The 19,104-nt window shown below is 30.1% G+C and carries 21 protein-coding genes; 20 read left to right on the top strand and 1 reads right to left on the bottom strand.

Features of this window, described 5'->3' with window-relative positions:
• Positions 1-2 precede the first annotated feature (2 nt).
• Entirely contained in the window at positions 3-449 is a 447-nt protein-coding gene (locus NH341_RS06495; RefSeq protein WP_159613604.1) for a heavy-metal-associated domain-containing protein, read from the top strand.
• A 122-nt stretch (positions 450-571) separates the two neighbouring features.
• Positions 572-1,150: a YdeI family protein gene (locus NH341_RS06490; protein WP_159613606.1), complete on the top strand. Its 579-nt coding sequence runs from the start codon at positions 572-574 to the stop codon at positions 1,148-1,150.
• Positions 1,151-1,223: 73 nt separating this feature from the next.
• Here NH341_RS06490 and NH341_RS06485 read toward each other — a convergent pair whose 3' ends face one another.
• Positions 1,224-1,667 carry a carboxymuconolactone decarboxylase family protein gene (locus NH341_RS06485; RefSeq protein WP_159613608.1) on the bottom strand — a complete coding sequence of 148 codons (444 nt, stop codon included), beginning with the start codon at positions 1,665-1,667 and terminating at the stop codon, positions 1,224-1,226.
• A 361-nt stretch (positions 1,668-2,028) separates the two neighbouring features.
• Between NH341_RS06485 and NH341_RS06480 the strand changes: the two genes are divergently transcribed.
• The 18 genes from NH341_RS06480 to NH341_RS06395 all read left to right on the top strand — a co-directional run bounded on the left by NH341_RS06480 (position 2,029) and on the right by NH341_RS06395 (position 19,094).
• Positions 2,029-2,877 carry a site-specific integrase gene (locus NH341_RS06480; protein WP_253056105.1) on the top strand — a complete coding sequence of 283 codons (849 nt, stop codon included), beginning with the start codon at positions 2,029-2,031 and terminating at the stop codon, positions 2,875-2,877.
• 14 nt (positions 2,878-2,891) lie between these two features.
• Positions 2,892-3,263 (top strand): hypothetical protein, encoded by a 372-nt coding sequence (locus NH341_RS06475; protein WP_253056103.1) that lies wholly within the window; start codon positions 2,892-2,894, stop codon positions 3,261-3,263.
• Complete coding sequence (locus tag NH341_RS06470) at positions 3,260-4,498, top strand: hypothetical protein (protein WP_253056101.1); 1,239 nt, start codon at positions 3,260-3,262, stop codon at positions 4,496-4,498. Before NH341_RS06475 ends, NH341_RS06470 begins: the two co-directional genes overlap by 4 nt.
• Before the next feature lie 128 nt (positions 4,499-4,626).
• On the top strand, positions 4,627-4,926 hold the full coding sequence (locus tag NH341_RS06465) for a helix-turn-helix domain-containing protein (RefSeq protein ID WP_124591285.1): 300 nt from the start codon (positions 4,627-4,629) through the stop codon (positions 4,924-4,926).
• A 4-nt stretch (positions 4,927-4,930) separates the two neighbouring features.
• Positions 4,931-5,347: a helix-turn-helix domain-containing protein gene (locus NH341_RS06460; RefSeq protein WP_253056100.1), complete on the top strand. Its 417-nt coding sequence runs from the start codon at positions 4,931-4,933 to the stop codon at positions 5,345-5,347.
• Positions 5,348-5,351: 4 nt separating this feature from the next.
• Entirely contained in the window at positions 5,352-6,098 is a 747-nt protein-coding gene (locus tag NH341_RS06455; RefSeq protein WP_253056098.1) for a hypothetical protein, read from the top strand.
• 197 nt (positions 6,099-6,295) lie between these two features.
• The gene (locus NH341_RS06450; RefSeq protein ID WP_124591282.1) at positions 6,296-6,673 is read left to right on the top strand and encodes a BfmA/BtgA family mobilization protein; all 378 of its coding nucleotides are present in this window, start codon (positions 6,296-6,298) and stop codon (positions 6,671-6,673) included.
• On the top strand, positions 6,660-7,625 hold the full coding sequence (locus NH341_RS06445; RefSeq protein ID WP_253056096.1) for a DUF5712 family protein: 966 nt from the start codon (positions 6,660-6,662) through the stop codon (positions 7,623-7,625). The genes NH341_RS06450 and NH341_RS06445 overlap by 14 nt, the downstream gene beginning before the upstream one ends.
• A gap of 2 nt (positions 7,626-7,627) precedes the next feature.
• Positions 7,628-9,298, top strand: coding sequence for a type IV secretory system conjugative DNA transfer family protein (locus NH341_RS06440; protein WP_253056094.1), 1,671 nt, complete (start codon positions 7,628-7,630; stop codon positions 9,296-9,298).
• Positions 9,299-9,387: 89 nt separating this feature from the next.
• On the top strand, positions 9,388-9,636 hold the full coding sequence (locus NH341_RS06435; RefSeq protein ID WP_253056092.1) for a hypothetical protein: 249 nt from the start codon (positions 9,388-9,390) through the stop codon (positions 9,634-9,636).
• 3 nt (positions 9,637-9,639) lie between these two features.
• Entirely contained in the window at positions 9,640-9,972 is a 333-nt protein-coding gene (locus tag NH341_RS06430) for a hypothetical protein (protein ID WP_253056090.1), read from the top strand.
• 194 nt (positions 9,973-10,166) lie between these two features.
• The gene (locus NH341_RS06425) at positions 10,167-10,724 is read left to right on the top strand and encodes a conjugal transfer protein TraO (RefSeq protein WP_253056088.1); all 558 of its coding nucleotides are present in this window, start codon (positions 10,167-10,169) and stop codon (positions 10,722-10,724) included.
• A gap of 10 nt (positions 10,725-10,734) precedes the next feature.
• Positions 10,735-12,429 (top strand): TraQ conjugal transfer family protein, encoded by a 1,695-nt coding sequence (locus tag NH341_RS06420; RefSeq protein ID WP_253056086.1) that lies wholly within the window; start codon positions 10,735-10,737, stop codon positions 12,427-12,429.
• Positions 12,430-12,477: 48 nt separating this feature from the next.
• Entirely contained in the window at positions 12,478-12,999 is a 522-nt protein-coding gene (locus NH341_RS06415; protein ID WP_253056084.1) for a hypothetical protein, read from the top strand.
• A gap of 319 nt (positions 13,000-13,318) precedes the next feature.
• Positions 13,319-13,636, top strand: a complete 318-nt coding sequence (locus tag NH341_RS06410) for a helix-turn-helix domain-containing protein (RefSeq protein ID WP_253056082.1) — start codon at positions 13,319-13,321, stop codon at positions 13,634-13,636.
• 3 nt (positions 13,637-13,639) lie between these two features.
• Positions 13,640-15,961: an N-6 DNA methylase gene (locus NH341_RS06405; RefSeq protein WP_253056080.1), complete on the top strand. Its 2,322-nt coding sequence runs from the start codon at positions 13,640-13,642 to the stop codon at positions 15,959-15,961.
• Positions 15,961-17,361, top strand: a complete 1,401-nt coding sequence (locus tag NH341_RS06400) for a restriction endonuclease subunit S (protein ID WP_253056078.1) — start codon at positions 15,961-15,963, stop codon at positions 17,359-17,361. Before NH341_RS06405 ends, NH341_RS06400 begins: the two co-directional genes overlap by 1 nt.
• Positions 17,358-19,094, top strand: a complete 1,737-nt coding sequence (locus NH341_RS06395; protein WP_253056076.1) for an ATP-dependent endonuclease — start codon at positions 17,358-17,360, stop codon at positions 19,092-19,094. Before NH341_RS06400 ends, NH341_RS06395 begins: the two co-directional genes overlap by 4 nt.
• Positions 19,095-19,104 lie beyond the last annotated feature (10 nt).

Below are 19,104 nucleotides of genomic sequence, written 5' to 3'. Positions count from 1 at the left end.
AAATGAAAAAAGTAATCTTAGGAGTAGCTATGTTGGCTACAATTGGTTTAGTAAGTTGTAAAAACGAAGCTAAAAAAGAAACAGAAACAAAAGAAGTGCAAACAGAGCAAACAACTACTCAGGAAGTAGCAATGACTACTACAACTTTTGGAGTAAGAGGTAACTGTGGAATGTGTAAAAGTACTATCGAAAAAGCTGTAAATGGTATAGATGGAGTAGCGTCAGCAGATTGGGATAAAGTAAGAAAGCAAATCAACGTATCGTTTGATGACTCTAAAACAAATGTAGATGCTATTCATAACGCAATTGCAGGGTCTGGTTACGATACTGATAAAGTAGCAAGTAATGAAGATGCTTATGGTAACTTACCAGGTTGTTGTCAATACGATCACAATATGGAAATGAGTTTAAAAGGTGATGTAAAAGCAGACGAAACGTCTAATCACTAATTATAAAAAAGTGTAACGAAGTTTATATCGTTACACTTTTTTAAGTTATACTTAAAAAATCAATAACTTTAAGCAAAGTTTCTGTTGAAGCTGCATATTTAAAAAGAACACAAAAAGTTGTAATGGAGAAAGTAGATAAATACATAGAAAAAATAAAAAACTGGAAAGAAGAAACAAAGCTGTTACGACAAATTTGCTTGGACTGTGGTCTTGAAGAAGATTTTAAATGGATGCATCCTTGTTACACCTTTCAAGGAAAAAATATTGTATTGATTCATGGTTTTAAAGATTATTGTGCACTACTTTTTCATAAAGGCGCATTGTTAAAAGATACAAACGAGGTTTTAATTCAACAAACAGAAAATGTACAATCTGCTCGTCAAATTAGGTTTACAAAGCCAGAAGAAATAGTTGTTATAGCAAAAACGATTAAAGAATATATTTTTGAAGCGATAGCAGTTGAAAAAGCAGGTTTAAAGGTGGAAACTAAGAAAACTTCAGAATTTGAAATGGTAAGTGAGTTTAAAGAAACCCTAAAAGAAAACTCAGATTTACAAAAAGCTTTCGAAGGCTTAACACCAGGAAGACAAAGAAGTTACTTACTGTATTTTTCTAAAGCTAAACAATCAAAAACACGTTTGTCAAGAATAGAAAAGTCCATACCTAAAATGTTCCAAGGTAAAGGATATAATGAAAGGTAATAAAGCTACTCAAAAAGAATAGCTTTATTGAAAATTTAGATAAGACTTTATTTATTAATCTTATAACAAACCATTATGATGATTGATGAAACATTAGTGTAGATACTGCAATACGATTCCAAATATTAATTTCTCCTATTTGTATAATAATTTGTGCTATTTCATTATCGGTAAAGTGTTCCTTAAGTTCCTGAAAGGTGTTTTCTGATAATCCATTATTACTTACTTGTGTTATTTCATCAGTAGCAGCTAACAAGGCTTTTTCTTTTTTAGAAAATAAAGGAGATTCTTTCCAAGCGCTTAAAGCAAAAATTCTGTTTTGTTTTTCTCCAATTTTTAGAGCCTCCGAAGTATGCATTTCTATACAATAAGCACAAGAATTAATTTGAGAACTTCTTATTTTTATAAGATTTTTAATGTCTTTTGAGAGGGATGTTGTTTCAAGATATTTAAAAATTTCTAAAATAGCTTTGTAAGAATTTGGCTCTAATTCTTGAATGTTTAGTCTTTGTTTCATGATTTTTATTTTATAAAATCAAAGGTATTATTATGACTATTGTTACAACTTAAGCTGGTTTAAGAAAGAATAATACTTTTCTATTAGAAGTAATTTAAAAAAATCAATTTGATTTTTATGTAGTATGTTTTGAGTAGGAAATATTATAAAAAATAAAACCCTGTTAGATTTCTAACAGGGTTTTTGTGACCTCGGCAGGAGTACCTTTATTTTTAATTAAAATTTTACTTACTTAACTCTCTCTTTATTACTATATTTGGGATTAATGTTGTGTTGTTAAATTAACTTTTATTAGTTTATGTTGAAAATTTGACACCATAAATGACACCAATTTAATCCGTTTAAACATAGTTAAATAAGAATGCAAGTTTCATTTAGTGTAAGAAAGAATAAGATTAATAAAAGTGGATTGATGCCAGTCTTAATGACGATTACGTTTAAAGGAGAAAGGGTAAGGAAGGACGTAAAAGACGTAAGAGTAAAAGAAAAGCATTGGAAGGCAAAAGACCAACGAATAAAGCCGTCTACGAAATCGGAAGAATATAATTACCATGTAGAGTATAATAAGAAGTTAGATGAGCAAGAGGGTGTTGTAAAAAGCATTTTTAGGTATTTGATGTTGAATAACATTGAGCCTACAAAAGAGTTTGTTTTAGATAAGCTTAATTCAGGGTTAGAAGTAAACTTGACTCATGATTTTGTTGATTGCTTTGAAGAGTTCATAGAGAAAGGCAAGAATATTAAAACAGATGGAACTCTTAGACGTTATAGAACTGCACTTAATTTTTATAAAGATTTTTCTGAAGCTAAAAACTTCAGGCTTCATTTCGATAATATAACGATTGATTTTTTTGAGGATTTTAGAGATTATGCCTTTGAAGAAAGAAATACGTTAAATAATTACTTCGCTAAGTTGGTTTCAGTATTGAAAACTTTTATGAACTGGTCTTTTGATAGAGGATATCATGAAAATATAGCGTATCAAAAATTTAAAGCTCCAGAACAGGAAATAGAAGTAGTTTATCTAACAATGGAAGAGTTAATGCAGCTCTACAAGCATGAATTTGAATCTCCAAGGTTAGAGCACACAAAAGATACTTATTGTTTTGGTTGCTTTAGTGGTCTTCGGTATTCAGATTTAAAGCAACTAAACTCTTCTCATGTTTTTGATGATTATATAAAGTTGAATATTCAAAAGACAAAAAGATAGATCATAAAATACCTTTGAATCGCTTTGCTAAAGAAATTCTAGATAAATACAAAGACACAATCTATGAACCTCTTCCAGTTATCTCAAGAGAGAAAATGAATAAGTACATAAAAGAATGTTGTGAGCTAGCTGGAATCAATACGCCAACCTCCACAACAAGGTTTGTAGGAAAAAAGAGAATTGATAAGACAGTTCCTAAATATGAACTTATAACGACGCATACAGCTCGAAAAACGTTTGTGACAAATTCTCTTATCCTTGGGATGAAAGAAATGGTTGTGCGTAACATTACGGGGCATAAAAAGGAAGAATCGTTTAGGCGTTATGTGAAAATTGCAGAAGACTTTAAGAAACAAGAAATGGATAATACTTGGGATAAGCTATGATTGTAAGTAATGAACTTCAAAATGAAATAATATTAATAGAGTCAGAGATAAAGTCTATTTCGCTTGTAGATAGGATTGTTTTTATGATTTCTAGACTGTATAAAGATTTTTATGAGGATGTTGAAAAATCTAGTATTAGGATTATAAATGGTATTGAAAGTCGTAAAGTAGGTTCGAGAGAAGAAGCAGAGAGTGATTTTCTTGAAAATTATGGAGAAGAACAATTAAAGACTCACGTCATAGGGAGGTTATTAGATGTTGACAGTGGTTTTTTGAATCCGTTGTTAAGTCAGTGTTCTTTTAATGAGCTGAAAAAGCTTAATCATAGGTCTCCGAGGTTAATCTCTGATAAAGAATGCTTTTTTATTTCCCTTTTTATTTTACCACTAGATTTATTGCAAAGAATAGTAGTTTATGAACTAACACTTGTTGATGAACAGGAGTTAAATTTATATGTGAATAGGCTAAAAGGTTTTTTGTCTGAATTAGCTATTAGGTTAGGGAAACCTATTTCATGGGATTTGTATAATGAAATATATAGATATGAATTAAAACAGTTTCCGAAAGAGGTATTAAGTGTAGATCCTTTTGAAGGAGAGGGAACTTCATTAGGTTTTGAGAATGGAGAGCACGTGAGAGAAATGATGAATTTTTTAGAAATACCTGTTAGTAGGCAGGTTTTGAGGTTTGAAGATTTTGAGAATTGGTTAGATCAATTAAATCTAAGTTTTATAAAGCAAGAAGTAAAACAGAACAAAAAGTATAAAGAACGAGATAAGTTCAAGTTAAATGTTAGCCCTTTAGGGTATAGTAAACTTCTCCAAGCTTTTTTTGAAAAAAATGGTGTCCAAATGAGTGGAGAAGTGGAGAGAAAAATTAATAGGTTTGTTTTAAACTCTTTTGAATGGAAGTCTAAGTATCCATCAATTTCATATGTGTCAGAAATATCATCCATTGATTTTTTAACAAAAGATATCACTAAAAAGTTCGTAGCTTTTATCATACTAACTATGAGATTAGGTTATGTTCAAATCGAAGAAAGTGGTGTTAAGATTAAAGATATTCTGAAGGATGAACTTCAAGAAATTAATCGGCAATATATAGGTTTGAGTGATAATCTTAGGAATGTAATAAGAAATGAGTTTTTAAGTATTCCTGAAAGTAAGTTAATAGAACTAGTTAAGTTTACAGGTTTAGATAGTTTTTTAGAAATTAAAAACTACTTAAAGCATTAATATTAAACAGTTTAAAAATATTGAAAGTTGACAATTTTAATTGTCAACTTTTTTTTTGTGCCTATTGAAGCCAACTTGCACCTAGCTAATAAGAAGTTTAATTAAAAGAAGTAAAAACAAGTTTAGTTATGGCAAATGTACTTTTCTATACACATACAAAAGAAGACTTAGTAAGAGCTGTTCGTCTTGTTATGAATGAAATAAGGCAAACAGAATTAATAGATACTTCAATTCCTTCAGATGATGAAAAGCTATCCCAAAAGGCAGCAGCTAGGTTTTTAGGAGTTAGTGTTACTACGATAATAGATTGGAGAAAGTCTGGTAAGATTCCTCGAGATGCGTATATAAGAATTGGTAGACCAATTTTTTACTCAAAGAAAAAACTTATTGAGTACGCAAAGAAAGATAAGAGTTTGGTTAAGGTATAATTATATGGAAGGATTTAGACCAGGCTATTATGCTATTATACCAGCCAAAGTTAGGTATGATAATAGATTAACCCCAAATGCGAAACTGCTTTATGGTGAAATAACTGCTCTATGTAATGAAAAAGGATTTTGCTGGGCAACTAACAGATACTTTTCAGAATTGTATGGAGTGAGAATTGAAACGATTAGTGTTTGGATAAGTTCACTTGAAAAATGTGGGCATATAAATACGAAAATCATCTATAGAAAAGGTACTAAGCATATTCTAAATAGGTATATAGAAATTTATGGAGAAGGTATTTTGAAAAATCTAAATACCCCTATTGAGAAAATTCTAAAGGATAATAATACAAGTAATTTAATAGTAAAATCTAATAATTATTTAAAAGAGAAAAAAAGTTTAAATCCTAGAAAAAAATAAAATTATGAGAATAGGTCAAAGATTAAAACAGCAGCTTAGAATGGAAACTGAAGAAGAAAGAAAAAAAAGAGTTGCGCGAGAAAAAAAAGAAATAGAAATCAATAATTCCTATTTCAAAAAAATATCTCAAGTAAAAGAACAAGTTCCTATTTCTAGCATACCAACAGAAGCTTTAAAAACTTTGATTTGGCGAGAAAGTAAAAATTATTTTAAACAAAGAGGGAGAGAATTTCAAGTAGATGGTTTTAACAAAGACTTTCTTCACTTAGTATCTCTTTACTTTTCAAATAACCCAAAATTTGAAAGCGAATATGGTGGAGAACTTAGAAAAGGGTTGTTCGTTTATGGAACATGTGGAACAGGAAAGTCATCAATCTTTAATGTCATACAAATTATTAGTAAGAAATATAAACTTCCTTATTTATGGTTTAAAAATGTATCTGTTCATAATGTTATTACTAACTACAACTTAGAAGGAGAATATGTAGTAGAAAAACACACAAAAGGAAAAGTACATTTTGATGATTTAGGAGCCGAAAAATTAGCAAATAGTTGGGGAGTGAAAGAGAAATTAATGATTAGGATTTTAGAGATACGGTACAATGAGTTTAAGGCTAAAGCAACAAAAACTTTTATTACTTCAAACTTAAACATACAAGATGTCAAAAAGGAATATGGAGATAGAGTGTATAGCCGCTTTTATGAGATGTTTAACTTCTTAGAACTAAAGGGTAATGACAGGAGGTTTTGAAAGGGTTACATCGTAAGCGAGGCGAACTCGGACAGAGTCCGAATTGTTCGCCTCGCCCTACGGGGTTTTTGATTGTATTTTATTGATTTTTAGGTGTTTGCTTATTTTTTGTTTCCCTTTTTAATTATGCACTTTTTTAGAATCAAGTTTAAAATCATCAGTAAATAAGCTAGTTAAAGAGAATAAACTAATGCATAATGAGTAAAAAATCACAATATAAAACAGTTAGAGTTTATGAATCTTCATTTGAGAAAATGAATGATTTATGTGCTAAATATTCACTTAATAAAACAGAGTTGATAGAGAGTTGTTTAACCTTTTTTATTAAAACTAAAATAGATCCAACAGACGTATCTGATGTGAGTGCTGAAGTAAAAAAAATGAAGAATCAGTTAATCTCTTTTATAAGAACTCAAGAAAAGGAAATGTTAGTTCCTTTAATTAGAAAACAAGATCTCTTAATAGAAAAATTTTTGAACCTCATTAAGGAGGACTTAGTAGACAAAAAGTACCTGTTGAGTGCTTTGACAGAAACTGCAAAACAGATTGTGAATAAAGTAAATGATGATAGTTAAAATTCAAACTTCAGAAAAAAGTAACGGTAATAAAGGGAATTGTATGGCTCTTGTTTCATATTTAGAAAAAGAGGATGTAGAGAAGGAAAATGAGGCTTTAAAAAACAAAGAACTCCCTGAACCAAGAAAAGGCTTTTTTAGTCAAAATCAACAAGGTTTAAATAAGCAAGAAGTTATTGAATTAATAAATAATAACCGTAAGGGATTAGGTAGGAATGATGCAAAATTTTATTCAATTACAATAGCCCCAAGTGAAAATGAACAAAAGTACCTGATAAAAAATATTACGTCTAGAGACATTGATTCAGTAAAAGATTTAAATAAAATGGAGTTGAGTAAATATGAGGGATTACTAGAGTCCTATACGAGAAAAATCATGAATGAATATGCTGCTCACTTTAAAAGGGATGGATTAAATAATGGAAAACAACTTTTATATGCAGCAAAAGTTGAACACACGAGAGAATATAAGGGAACTGACATTGAAGTAAAAAGAGGTTTAGTGAAATCTGGAGATAAAAAATCAGGATTAAATACTCATGTGCATTTGATTGTTGCTCGAAAGGATAAAGAAATGAGGTTTAAACTAAGTCCGCTAGCAAAAGAAAGAGGTAAGAATAATAAAAGTGTCCTAAATGGAAAAAGTGTCCAAAGAGGTTTTGATAGAAACTTATTTAATATAAAATCAGAAAGATTGTTTGATGTACAGTTTTCTTACCCAAGAAGCATAAATGAGAAAGTAGAATATAGAATAGAAGCTTCAAAGAATGCTTTCAGATTAAAAGAAATTGAATTGGAAAAAGATAAAGAAAAGAAAACTGATTTAGAAAAGGAGTTAGTTAAAGCTTATGATAAGAGGAATGGGTATACTGAGATAGACAAAGAGCTGTGTGAGGAAAACACTAAGCAGCTTGAGTTAGAAATGGATATTAATAACGAATTAGAATTATAATTATGGAACAAGAGATTTACATTTTACTACAGAAAGCTTTTTTAGTGTTAGTATTTCTAGGGGTTGTACAGGTTTTTTACTTACTATATAAAAAAACAGACAGTTTTATAGGTTCATTGCTTATATCACTCTTATCATTCTTACTTTTAAGAGGTTTCCTTTTTTTATGGTTTTCGATTGGAGTAGTTTTTTGTGCTGTCAATGGGTGGAAAATATATAGAAAATTAGCTAAGAAGAGAGATAGAAAACCTAAAACCTTAGAGCGAACAAGTGATGAAATATTATACTTAGAGACAGGGATAGGAACAGTTACTATTGAAAATCCGTATAGAGGTACTATTGTGATTGGAGGTGCAGGTTCAGGTAAAAGTAAATCTTTGTTTTATCCCATTATCCAACAATTTATGGAGAATAAATATACAGGTATTCTCTATGATTTTAAAAGTCCTGAGCTTTCAGAACTAGCACATTATTATAAGAATGATAAGATTAATTTTGCTATTCTTAGCTTTAAAAATCACGAGATATCTACTAGAGTAAATCCATTATCTCCAAAATATGTTACTAAGCAAGCTATTGCTTTTGAGTTAGCTACAGTTTTGATTAATAATTTACTACCTGAAAGTATTAAATCAAAAGATTATTGGACCAGGACCTCAATAAGTATATTATCAGGAGTTATTTGGTATTTGAGAAATAATTATCCTCAATTCAGTAGTCTACCTCATTTGATAGCTATGGTTTTGGCTTTTCCTTCAACGGTTCTAATAGAAAAACTAACACAAGATCCAGAAACAGCAGGTATGATTGCCTCTTTAAAAGAAGCACATGAAATGAAAGCTGAAAAACAAATAGCTGGAGTAGTAGGAACATTAAAAAACTCTTTAGCTCAGTTAAATATTCCAGAAGTTTTTTATCTGTTAAGTGAAGATGAAACAAGTTTAGACTTGAATAATCCAGGACAAGGAACTTTCTTATGTGTAGGAAATGATAGTTCTCTAAGTGATACTTATGCGCCTATTATTTCTTTAATAGTGAGTGTTTCTGCTAGGTTAATGAATCAACCAAATAAGTTAAAAAGTGCCATAATACTTGATGAGGCTCCTACACTTTACATTCCAAATTTTGAACAAATACCAGCTACAGCAAGAAGTAATAGAGTGGCTACTGTTTTGGGAGTTCAAGATTATTCTCAAATGGTTGATAAATATGGGAGAGATAAAGCGCAAGTAATGATTTCAAACTTAGGAAATCAATTCTATGGAAGAACTGTAAATGAGCAAACAGCTAAAATGATTATCAGTCTTTTTGGTAAGCATGATGTGAAATTCAAGAGTTCTTCAAAAAGCGCAAGTGAAAACACTTATGGAAGTTCTAGTTCATCAAAGAGTATTTCTGAGTCGTATCAGCAAAGAGAAAGAGTTAAAATTTCAGATATCACAAATGCTAGTCCAGGGAAGTTTTATGGAGTAATAGCACAAGGTAATTATAATGAGTTATTGGGGGTTCAGTTTGGAGAGGTTGATTCAAAGTATCGAAAATTTGAAAAGAAAGAAGACAGCTATCCAAGAGAAATATTCAATAAAATATATAAAGATGTGGAGGAAATTAAAAGCGGTAGAAACCAAGAGCAGAACTCAACCAGCGAAGAAATAGTGGTAAACTTAGATTAAATAAAAAGGGAAAAAACAAGAGGGGTTAAAACAGCTACAAACCTAGTAAAATAAAGGGTTTTAAGGTGGTTAATTCGTAAATTAGATATATGAAAATGATAGAAAAAATAGAAATTTTAGTGTTGTATTGGGTAAATAACAAGTACAACCCAAGGTTTAAAAAATTTAAGGAGAATTACTTCAATTTACCGATAGATGAGTATTGCAAGTATTATTCTAGTAATCAAACAAAGGAACTGCAATTTTATCATGAACTACTAACGTTCAAAGGGGATGTAAAAAGGTTTATGAAGTCAGATTTTAATAAGTCAGTTTTAAAAGAAATCTTAAATCAATAATATATGAATACACGTTTTTTAGAATTAGTAAAAGATGCTCCTGAAGGATTTTATTCTCCTTGCGGTAGAGCAACACCATTAACTATTTCAGAAATAGAAACTAGAGCTACAAACTCAATGGTTCCTAATGTTACCTATAAAGAAATGGTTGTTAGGAAATTTGCTGAAGTCCTCAATTTTTTTGATGTGTCAAATCAGTTCTTTGCTCTAAGGATGTCTTATGACTTTTTGAATGAGCAGGGACTTCATGAAGAAGAAGTAGATGAAATAACTTACGAGTTAGAAAGTGAATTAATTTCATTGCGTCATAATCCAAGAAAAATGTTTTGTCCATAAGGTTCTCACATTAAACGGACACAACCTCACACTTTAATTTTTTAAAAAAACTCGCCAATGAATAAATAACTATTAAAAAAGGTAGGAAGTTATAAGATAACGACCTACCAAACATTAAGAAATGTCACGCAAGATGGTAACTGGTACTTACCATCTTGCTTAACAAAGTTAGTATTAATTTAAAAACATTAGAAATGTCAAAAAGTTTAAAAATATTTTTTTTGGGGTTAGTTCTTATTCTCTATATCCCAGTTACAAAAGCGCAGAGTAAGAAGTTTATTTCGGGTAACTTAGGTTACTCAGATAATGGAGTAGCAACTTTATTTAATGTTGCATACTCTTTTCAAAACATTAAGCAAGATTTTTTTGAGTTAGGTTTTTATTCTGGTTTCTTAAATGAGACAGAAACAGAGTATAAAATAGATGTCAATGTTCACACTTTAAATCTAGGTTACTTTAGAAAGATAGATTTTCTTTCAGTCCAAAAAGATTACTTCTTAGTTTATGCTGGAGTTGGTGGAGTAATAGGAAAAGAAACTATTAATAATGGAAATGAAAGTTTGCCTAATGGAGCTTTAATAACGAGTAAAGATGGATCTATTTATGGTGGTTATGCAGGGGTTCAAGGAGACTTATTTTTAACAGATAGGTTTAGTTTATTAGCTCGTTACACGCATTATTACCATGTTAATAGTGAGATTGGGAAGTCAAAGTTTATGGCTGGTTTAGGGTTGAAATATGTAATCTTTTAAAAAAATAATAATGAAAAATATTTTCTATGCACTATTTGCATTAGTGCTTATATCATGTGATAGTAACTTAGATGTAATAGTTGAAGACAACTTTGATTTTAAGATAACTACAGAGCAAAAAGAAATTAGTTTTATCGGTGAAGAAATAAAAACCACTATCAAAATAAACCCTGAGCGAGTTGTAAAAGGGACAAAATATTACTTTTCATATGAATTAAATAAAGGAAAGGGGTTGTATAAAATGGATGGTTCAACTCTAATACCAGGAGAGGAATATGAATTAAACTCTTTGGAAGTTGAAGTTGTGTATATAGCTGAAGAACCAGAAGAGAATGAGGTGAAAATAAAGGTAAGAAACGATAGTGATTTAGAAACAGAAAAACTTGTTTATTACAAAGTTGTTGATTTGAATGATTTTAAAATAAATCTAACGAAGTTAACAGGTGATGAAGTTTATTTTGCTGAAGATATTGAGTTCAATCTTGAAATTGAAAAACTCCCAGGCGAGTTAGAAGATGATTTAACATATGAGCTTAAAAGCATAAAACAATCATTGCAAGGAGTACTATTAGTAGATGGTAATGAATTAAAGTTAAATGAAAAGATTACTGGCTTGTCTGAGGGAAAGTTATCTTTCATTTTTTCTTCTACAGAAGTAGGAAACCTTGAATTAGGTTTTCTTGTTAAGGCTTCTAATGGTAAAGAGTATGAAGTCAAGGTTGATTTCGTTGTTAAAAAAACTGAAGTTGATTTAAAAATTACTCCTTCAAAAACAAGTAACTATGTAGCTTATCAAACAGATTTCAATATAGAGGTTTTAAAGATTGGAGTAGAAAAATTGACATTTGAGTTATCATTCGACGGAAGTAAAGGGCAATTAAAGGACGGGACAAAAACTTATTTAAATACTCAGGTTTTTGATATAGATGAAGGTTTACATAAAATGCAATATATAGGTAGTGAAGGTTCTATCATTCCTATTCAGTTTACACTTACAGCATCTAATGGGGCTTCAGTAGTTTTATATGTAGATTTTGAAGTAAAAGAATCTAGCTTTACGTCTTTGATAACGCCTTCTAGTAATGACAACTATATTGGAGAAAAAACAAAATTTAATGTTGATATAAATCACATCGGAGCTGGAGATACAAATTACGAAATGTATTTTACCGGAGCTAATGCTGAGATATTAAAAGATGGTGTAGTGTACAAAAATTCAGATATTATTCCTCTAGGTATTGGAAGGTCTGGATTCAACTATAAGGGACTAGAAATAACTAAAGAACCCATAAAGTTTGTTATTAAAGGACCGAATGGTATTTCTAAAACTCAAGAAATTAGCTTTGAATCAAAACCTACTGATTTTGAAGTTACACTAGGTTCAGATAGTTTTTCAAATTTTTATCAATTTAATTTATCGTCAAGTTTTAATATAGTCCCTCCAGATGTAAAAAATCAATTTTTAGAATATAAATTCTATTATGAAACAAATGGTTTAGGAACTACTAGCCTAACAGAGTTTAATACAGGTGTGAGTATTACCCCAGGTGAGTTGTTAGATATGGGAAGTATAAGAAGAGGAAATATTTCCATAGTGCAAACAGGTGTTGAAAAACCTCAAAAAGGAGAAATAAAATTTGTATTTATTGATTCTAATGGAGTTAAGGTAGAAAAAACAGCAACAGTTGATTGGTATGGAAATTAACTCAAAAGCCCCAGTTATAACTGGGGCTTTTATATAAAAAACAATAAAATGAGAAAGTATTTAATATATAAAAAACTAGTAGGTCTAGTGAAATGGACTGAAGATGATCAGGTTCTTCAGGGTACATTACAAAATATAAATGAAGGTGTTTCTTTTGAGGGTAATACATTTGAAGAGCTAAAAAAAGATTTTATTAATGTTATAGATGATAACTTTCCTTCTAATAAAGATGAAGTGAAATTAAAAATATTGTTCGTTTGTAGTGCAAATAAACAGCGTTCTAAAACTGCAGAGGAATATTTTTCAAAAGAGCATCCAGAGATTGAATTTAAATCAGCAGGAACGAATATTAAACTTTGTAGAAAGCATGGAGTAACTGAATTGACTGAAGAGTTAATGGAATGGGCAGATTATGTTTTCGTAATGGAAGAGAACCATAAAGAGCTTATTGAAAAGCATGGGAAAGGAATGTACTCAACGAAAACTTTTATACTTGGTATACCCGATTTGTATTTGTACTACTCAAAAGGGTTAATAGAGGTTTTGAAAAGAAGAATAACTTTTTATTAGGTGGTTTTTAAATCGAGTTATCTCGTTCAAACTTCACAAAACCATCGCTAAGTCACATCCGTTCCTTATCTCAAGTCTTTGCTTGTTTCACTTCGTTAACTCAATTTAAAAAGAGGAGTGGATAAAACCTAAAACTAAAAACCCACTCTATTGAGTGGGTAAATTGCTATGAAAAAGAAAAAATATCTCCAAAAGTGTTTGGAGATATTTAAAGATAATTAAAAAATAGTTGATTTTTGATCATTATCATAAGCAAAAAAGTAGAGTAGTACTTTTACTCTGGAAACTTTCTGTTTGTTTATATTTGACAAATCATTTTATGACAAATGGAGTTATGAATAAATTCGGAAATATAATTAGGTCTAAAAGAGAAGAACAGGAAATGTTACTCAGACATTTATCTGCAGAGTTAGATATTGATATTGCAATGCTTAGTAAAATAGAAAGAGGAGAAAAAATTGCTAAAAGGGAGTATATACATCCTTTAGCGAAACTTTTTAAACTCGATTATAACGAATTACTCTCACTTTGGTTAGCAGACCAAGTATTTCAGTTGGTAGAGAATGAAGGACAGGCATTGCAAGCCTTGCAAATTGTAAAGAAAGAATTAAAAAATAATACAAAGAAATTTAAATAGTTTATGTCATTAGAACTACAAATAAACGGTAACAAAATATTTGCACCTCTTTTAGGAAAAGAGTTGATAATGACTCCAGAAGAACACGTAAGGCAAAAGTACATTTGTCGATTGGTAAATCACTATGAATATACTTTAGAGCAAATGGCTCAAGAAGTAAAGTTGACGGGTTCTAAGAGAGGGACTGGGCGAGCAAGTGCAGACATTGTAATATGGCGTAGTAAAGAGGATAAACTCAAAAAATTAAACCCAATTATTGTGGTAGAGTGTAAAGCTGATTATATAACTATTAAATCGGAAGATTACTATCAAGGTCAAAACTATGCTCGCTTCGCAAATGCTCCTTTTTTTGTAACCACAAATGAAAAAGAAACTAAGGTTTTTAAAGTCAATTTAGAAGTTACACCCAAAACATTAAGTGATGAAATTTTAGATATTCCAAATGCTAAAGAAGCAAATAGCAACGATAAAATTCAAAAGTTATTAGAGCAAACCAAAGCGTTTGAAAGAGACGAGTTCTCTAAACTATTATTCCAATGTCATAACGTAATTCGTAATAATGACAAGCTATCTCCAGAAGCAGCATTTGATGAAATAAGTAAAATTCTGTTTATGAAAATCAGGTATGAACGAAATCCTGATGAGGATAATATTTTCACATTAAAGCAATTTGAAAAACAAGAATCTAATTACGAGAAAAATATTCGTCCTGTTAATGTAAAACGTAATGGTCCAAAAGACGATATCCCTTATATGGATTATTGGTTTGAATTAACCAAAGATGAATTTGAAGAAGATGAGCTTTTTGATGTCAATGATAAAATAAGAATCAAACAAGGTTCATTTAAAGAGATAGTAAAGAAACTACAGAAATATAACCTTTCTACAACCTCTGATGATGTAAAAGGTATTGCATTTGAGCAATTCTTGGGCGGAACTTTTAGAGGAGAGTTAGGGCAGTTTTTTACTCCAAGAACAGTAGTGGATTTTATTGTAGAAGTCTTAGATCCTCAAGAAGATGAAGTAATGTGTGACCCTTGTTGTGGTTCTGGCGGGTTTTTAATTAAGGCTTTTGAATATGTAAGAGAAAAGATTGAAAATGACATTAAATTAGAAAAAGACAAGGTTAATAAAACCTTTGATGAGATAAAAACCGAAGACCAAGATGAAGAAAAGCTAAACGATATTTCTAACGAAATTATTCATAAACTAGGCTTTGAAACACAGATAAGAAAACGTGAGGAACAAGAAAAAGCTAAAGCAGCTGGAAAATACATTTCTCGTTTAGAAAAATTATCATCCGCTTGCATATTTGGTACAGATGCCAACCCTCGAATGGCACGTACAGCCAAAATGAATATGATTATGCACGGAGACGGTCACGGAGGTGTACATCATAGAGATGGTCTACTAAACATCAACGGTATTTTTGAAAACCGTTTTGATGTCATTTTAACCAACCCCCCTTTTGGTGCAAGGGTAGAAAAATCATTACTGATTACAAAAGCAGACCAATTAAAAGACGAAAAACGCATAGCTAAATACAAGCAAATGTATGGAGAAGAAACCTACACAAAAGCTATGCTTCAAGTAGATAATAACATAGGTAAACCATTACTTAATACTTTACATATAGGTAAAAATGGTATGAGTAGTTTAACAGAAGTATTGTTTATAGAAAGATGTATTCGTTTATTAAAACCAGGTGGTAGAACAGGGATTGTATTGCCTGAAGGCGTTTTAAACACTCAAAACTTAGCAAAGGTTAGAGAATACTTTGAAAGTACTGCAAAAATCATTCTAATTACTTCTATTCCTCAAGATGTATTTATGAAAAGTGGAGCTACCGTAAAATCCAGTTTAGTATTCTTAAAAAAGTTTACCAACGAAGAAGCTAAGCAATGGAAGGGCTATACAGCTCAAGCAACTAAAACTGTTAAAGAAAAATATAAAGATGAGTTAGAAGAAATTAAAAACAAATTAACCCTAAGAGGTAAAGATGCTTTAGATGTGGCTACTAAAAAAGAACTACGCCAAAAGAAAAAGAAAATTGAAGCACAAATACAAGAGGAAATAAAGGCGATAGTAAAAGAAAAATTTGATTATGATATTCCGATAGCAACAGTAGAAAAAGCAGGGATTAGTAGTACAGGAGGGGTGATAGATAACGAACTAACAGATATACAAAATGAATACACTCCATATAGATTTAGAAATGAACTTTGGAAAGAACTTAAACCAAAGTTTGAGTATAAATGGAGTAGTAAAACGGGTAAAGTAGAACGTATTAAAAATGATACCGAAACCCAATTAATAGAATGGTAATGGAAGTAGCTACTATGCAGAATATAAATTTTGTAAAATTCTCTGAGTTATACAATTGGAGTGTTCAATATTTATTGGATGATCAGTTTTCTTATAATAAAGATTTTCCATTAGTGGCAATAGGTAAATTTTTAAAAAGAAATAAGACTAATATTTTAATTGAAAATGACAAAACTTATAAACGAGTAACTATAAAAACCAATAAAGGAGGAGTTTTTTTAAGAGATGTTGTGAAAGGAGATAAAATTGGAACAAAAAAACAGTTTAAGGTTAAATCTGGTCAATTTATAGTTTCAAAAATAGATGCACGAAATGGTGCTTTTGGGGTTGTTACAAATGAAGTTGATGGAGCGATAATCACTGGTAATTTTTGGACTTTTGATGTGGATTATAATTTAATTAATCCGCATTATCTATCTCTTATTACTACTACACCTGAATTTATTCGCTTTTGTGAAAAGAGCAGTACTGGAACTACAAATAGGCATTATTTGCAACAAGATTTATTTTTAGAAGTTCAAATACCCTTACCGCCATTGAATGCTGTAAATGCTATAAAACAAGGCTTGTCTACTGCTATTACACAAGAGAAATTAGTAGCAGATTATAATCAAAAAATTAAACAGGCGAAACAAGCAGAAAAGAATGCAATTAGCAAAGAAGCTGAAATTCAAACTTATTTATTAAATGAATTAGGAGTTAAAAGCACTCTTACTGTTAGTTCAAAAGGGTTACGTTTTGTGAAATTTAAAGATATTGACGATTGGAGCTCGAAGCAGACAGATCCAAATAATTTATTGTTTTCGTCTAAATTTGTCAATAAGAAAATAAAAGAAATTGCAGAAGTAAACCCACCTACCAGTTTTTCTAAATTAGATAAGGATTTAGAAGCTTCATTTATTCCAATGACAAATATATCAGATGTTGATGGAGAAGTAAAATTATATAGTCCAGGCAAAGTGAGCTTATCATCAGGTTACACTAAGTTTCAAGATGGGGATTTATTATGGGCTCGAATTACCCCTTGTATGCAGAATGGAAAATCAGCTATTGTTCAAGGTATGCAAAATGGAATTGGGTATGGGTCAACTGAGTATCATAGAATTAGAACCGAAAGTAAGGTGTTAACAAAATACATTCATCTCTTGCTAAGAAATGATATGGTTTTAAATTCTGCTAAAAATTATTTTACTGGTTCATCAGGTCAACAACGTGTGCCTAAATCTTTTTTAGAAAATTTATCTATTCCTATACCTCCTGAATTAATTATGGAAAATATAATTAATACTATCTACCAAAAAAGAGGAGAAATTAAATTAGAAAATAAGTTGTCGGAAGAACTGAAAAAACAGGCGATTATAGACTTTGAGAATATTATTTTTAACACCCAAGCAGAATGAAACTACTCTCTCTAAAAATACAAGGCTACAAAAACTTGAAAGATACAGGTAAAGTGTCTATTGATTTTAGTGGTTGCACAAACTATACGGCATTAATAGGACTTAATGGTTCAGGAAAAAGCAATGTCTTAGAAGCGGTTAGTCTTATTTTTTCAAGTTTATATCACAATACGAAATTAGAAGATGATTTTCAGTATGATTTAATTTACGAGATTGATAATGTCAAAGTACAAGTGAGTAATGGCGCAATGACTGTTGAACAACCAAACGCAAAAGGTGTTATTACTGTTGGTAAAAAATCTCATAAAAACTATTTGCCAACCAATGTAATTGCCTCTTATAGTGGAGAAGAATTAAGAATGTGGGATAATATCTATTTTAAAAGCTATTCAGAATTTTTTAAGAACATTAAAAACAATGCTGAATCTGCATCTCCTCGCTTATTATATTTAAATAAGTATGCTTGGGAATTTTCGCTAATAACGCTTTTGTGTTCAGAAAGTGATATTGTTAAAAAGTTTATTACAGATGTATTACAGATTACCGCATTAGATGTAAAAGTAACTTTTACTTTCAACGATATTGAAAACTCAAAGAATTATCCTGATAATGATGTTATAATTTTTGTAAGAGAACTAATCGAAGCTCAAACAAAAAATGGAGGTCAGTTAACAATAACACAAATTCAAAACATAAATTTTAGTGTTTTTAAAAGTTTAGATGTACTCAAAGAAATGTTTTTTAGTTTGTTTATTACTAGTATGCCTGTAAGAAATACTAATGCAAAGATATATGTTCAGAAATTGATCAATTCAATAGAATTAAAATTTAATGACATTGATGTGAGAAAGCTAAGTGAAGGAGAAAAAAAGCTAATATTAATTTACACAATAACACATCTACTAGCAGATAATAAAACACTAATCTTATTAGATGAACCAGATGCACATATCCACATTGAACGTAAAAAGGATATTATTGATATAATAGATAAAGAAGATTGTTTTACGCTATTCACAACACACTCTCCAAAGATTTTAAACTGCATTAACGAAAACAACATTAAGCTAATCAAAAACACTAAGGAAACAGGTGTAGAAGTATTGAAGTTAGATAGAATTAATGCATTAAGCGAAATCACAAACGGAGAATTTTCAATTATTGATGCAACATTAGCATTGAGCACATCTAAAGATATTTTATTGGTTGAGGGTACAAATGATTATAACTACATAATGCAAGCGATTGAAAAATTAAGTCCAGATTATGATGCTTATGATTTTCATATTATTAATTGTGGTGGTGCTGACAATGTTCCTGCGGTTGTAGAGCAGTCTTTATTATCAATTTTAAAGGACTCTCAATTATGCTTATGTACTTTTGATTATGACAGTCAAGGTAGAAGAAATTATGAAAAAATAATAGAGATAGCGACAAAAGAAGATAAAACCAACTTAAAAGCTATGTATCATACAAAATTAGATGGGACAGATCACGTTAATAATGAGGATTTTTATATGGAAGATTATTTCCCTGTTGATGCTTATAAAACGGATATTATAAACGCAATAAATGGAAAAACTTCTTTTAAACAACTTGAAGAATATCAAAAACCCAAAAGTATTATTCAAAATAAATATAAGACTTTTGATGTTTCTAAATACGAAAAATTCAAAATGTTATTAGATGAAACTTTGAAGATAAAAAATGATTTTCATAGTTCACCAGATTAGTTATAAAATA

It is taken from the genome of Tenacibaculum sp. XPcli2-G, from assembly GCF_024124505.1.
GTDB lineage: Bacteria > Bacteroidota > Bacteroidia > Flavobacteriales > Flavobacteriaceae > Polaribacter > Polaribacter mesophilus.
Note: the sequence above shows the minus strand (reverse complement) of the source record. Positions and strands in the feature narration are given on the sequence as shown.

What these genes read in the sequence shown, in the direction of transcription:
- NH341_RS06495 (WP_159613604.1), top strand. Translation starts at nt 3, where the DNA reads ATGAAAAAAGTAATCTTAGGAGTAGCTATGTTGGCTACAATTGGTTTA.
- NH341_RS06490 (WP_159613606.1), top strand. Translation starts at nt 572, where the DNA reads ATGGAGAAAGTAGATAAATACATAGAAAAAATAAAAAACTGGAAAGAA.
- NH341_RS06485 (WP_159613608.1), bottom strand. Translation starts at nt 1,667, where the DNA reads ATGAAACAAAGACTAAACATTCAAGAATTAGAGCCAAATTCTTACAAA.
- NH341_RS06480 (WP_253056105.1), top strand. Translation starts at nt 2,029, where the DNA reads ATGCAAGTTTCATTTAGTGTAAGAAAGAATAAGATTAATAAAAGTGGA.
- NH341_RS06470 (WP_253056101.1), top strand. Translation starts at nt 3,260, where the DNA reads ATGATTGTAAGTAATGAACTTCAAAATGAAATAATATTAATAGAGTCA.
- NH341_RS06465 (WP_124591285.1), top strand. Translation starts at nt 4,627, where the DNA reads ATGGCAAATGTACTTTTCTATACACATACAAAAGAAGACTTAGTAAGA.
- NH341_RS06460 (WP_253056100.1), top strand. Translation starts at nt 4,931, where the DNA reads ATGGAAGGATTTAGACCAGGCTATTATGCTATTATACCAGCCAAAGTT.
- NH341_RS06455 (WP_253056098.1), top strand. Translation starts at nt 5,352, where the DNA reads ATGAGAATAGGTCAAAGATTAAAACAGCAGCTTAGAATGGAAACTGAA.
- NH341_RS06450 (WP_124591282.1), top strand. Translation starts at nt 6,296, where the DNA reads ATGAGTAAAAAATCACAATATAAAACAGTTAGAGTTTATGAATCTTCA.
- NH341_RS06445 (WP_253056096.1), top strand. Translation starts at nt 6,660, where the DNA reads ATGATGATAGTTAAAATTCAAACTTCAGAAAAAAGTAACGGTAATAAA.
- NH341_RS06440 (WP_253056094.1), top strand. Translation starts at nt 7,628, where the DNA reads ATGGAACAAGAGATTTACATTTTACTACAGAAAGCTTTTTTAGTGTTA.
- NH341_RS06435 (WP_253056092.1), top strand. Translation starts at nt 9,388, where the DNA reads ATGAAAATGATAGAAAAAATAGAAATTTTAGTGTTGTATTGGGTAAAT.
- NH341_RS06430 (WP_253056090.1), top strand. Translation starts at nt 9,640, where the DNA reads ATGAATACACGTTTTTTAGAATTAGTAAAAGATGCTCCTGAAGGATTT.
- NH341_RS06425 (WP_253056088.1), top strand. Translation starts at nt 10,167, where the DNA reads ATGTCAAAAAGTTTAAAAATATTTTTTTTGGGGTTAGTTCTTATTCTC.
- NH341_RS06420 (WP_253056086.1), top strand. Translation starts at nt 10,735, where the DNA reads ATGAAAAATATTTTCTATGCACTATTTGCATTAGTGCTTATATCATGT.
- NH341_RS06415 (WP_253056084.1), top strand. Translation starts at nt 12,478, where the DNA reads ATGAGAAAGTATTTAATATATAAAAAACTAGTAGGTCTAGTGAAATGG.
- NH341_RS06410 (WP_253056082.1), top strand. Translation starts at nt 13,319, where the DNA reads ATGACAAATGGAGTTATGAATAAATTCGGAAATATAATTAGGTCTAAA.
- NH341_RS06405 (WP_253056080.1), top strand. Translation starts at nt 13,640, where the DNA reads ATGTCATTAGAACTACAAATAAACGGTAACAAAATATTTGCACCTCTT.
- NH341_RS06400 (WP_253056078.1), top strand. Translation starts at nt 15,961, where the DNA reads ATGGAAGTAGCTACTATGCAGAATATAAATTTTGTAAAATTCTCTGAG.
- NH341_RS06395 (WP_253056076.1), top strand. Translation starts at nt 17,358, where the DNA reads ATGAAACTACTCTCTCTAAAAATACAAGGCTACAAAAACTTGAAAGAT.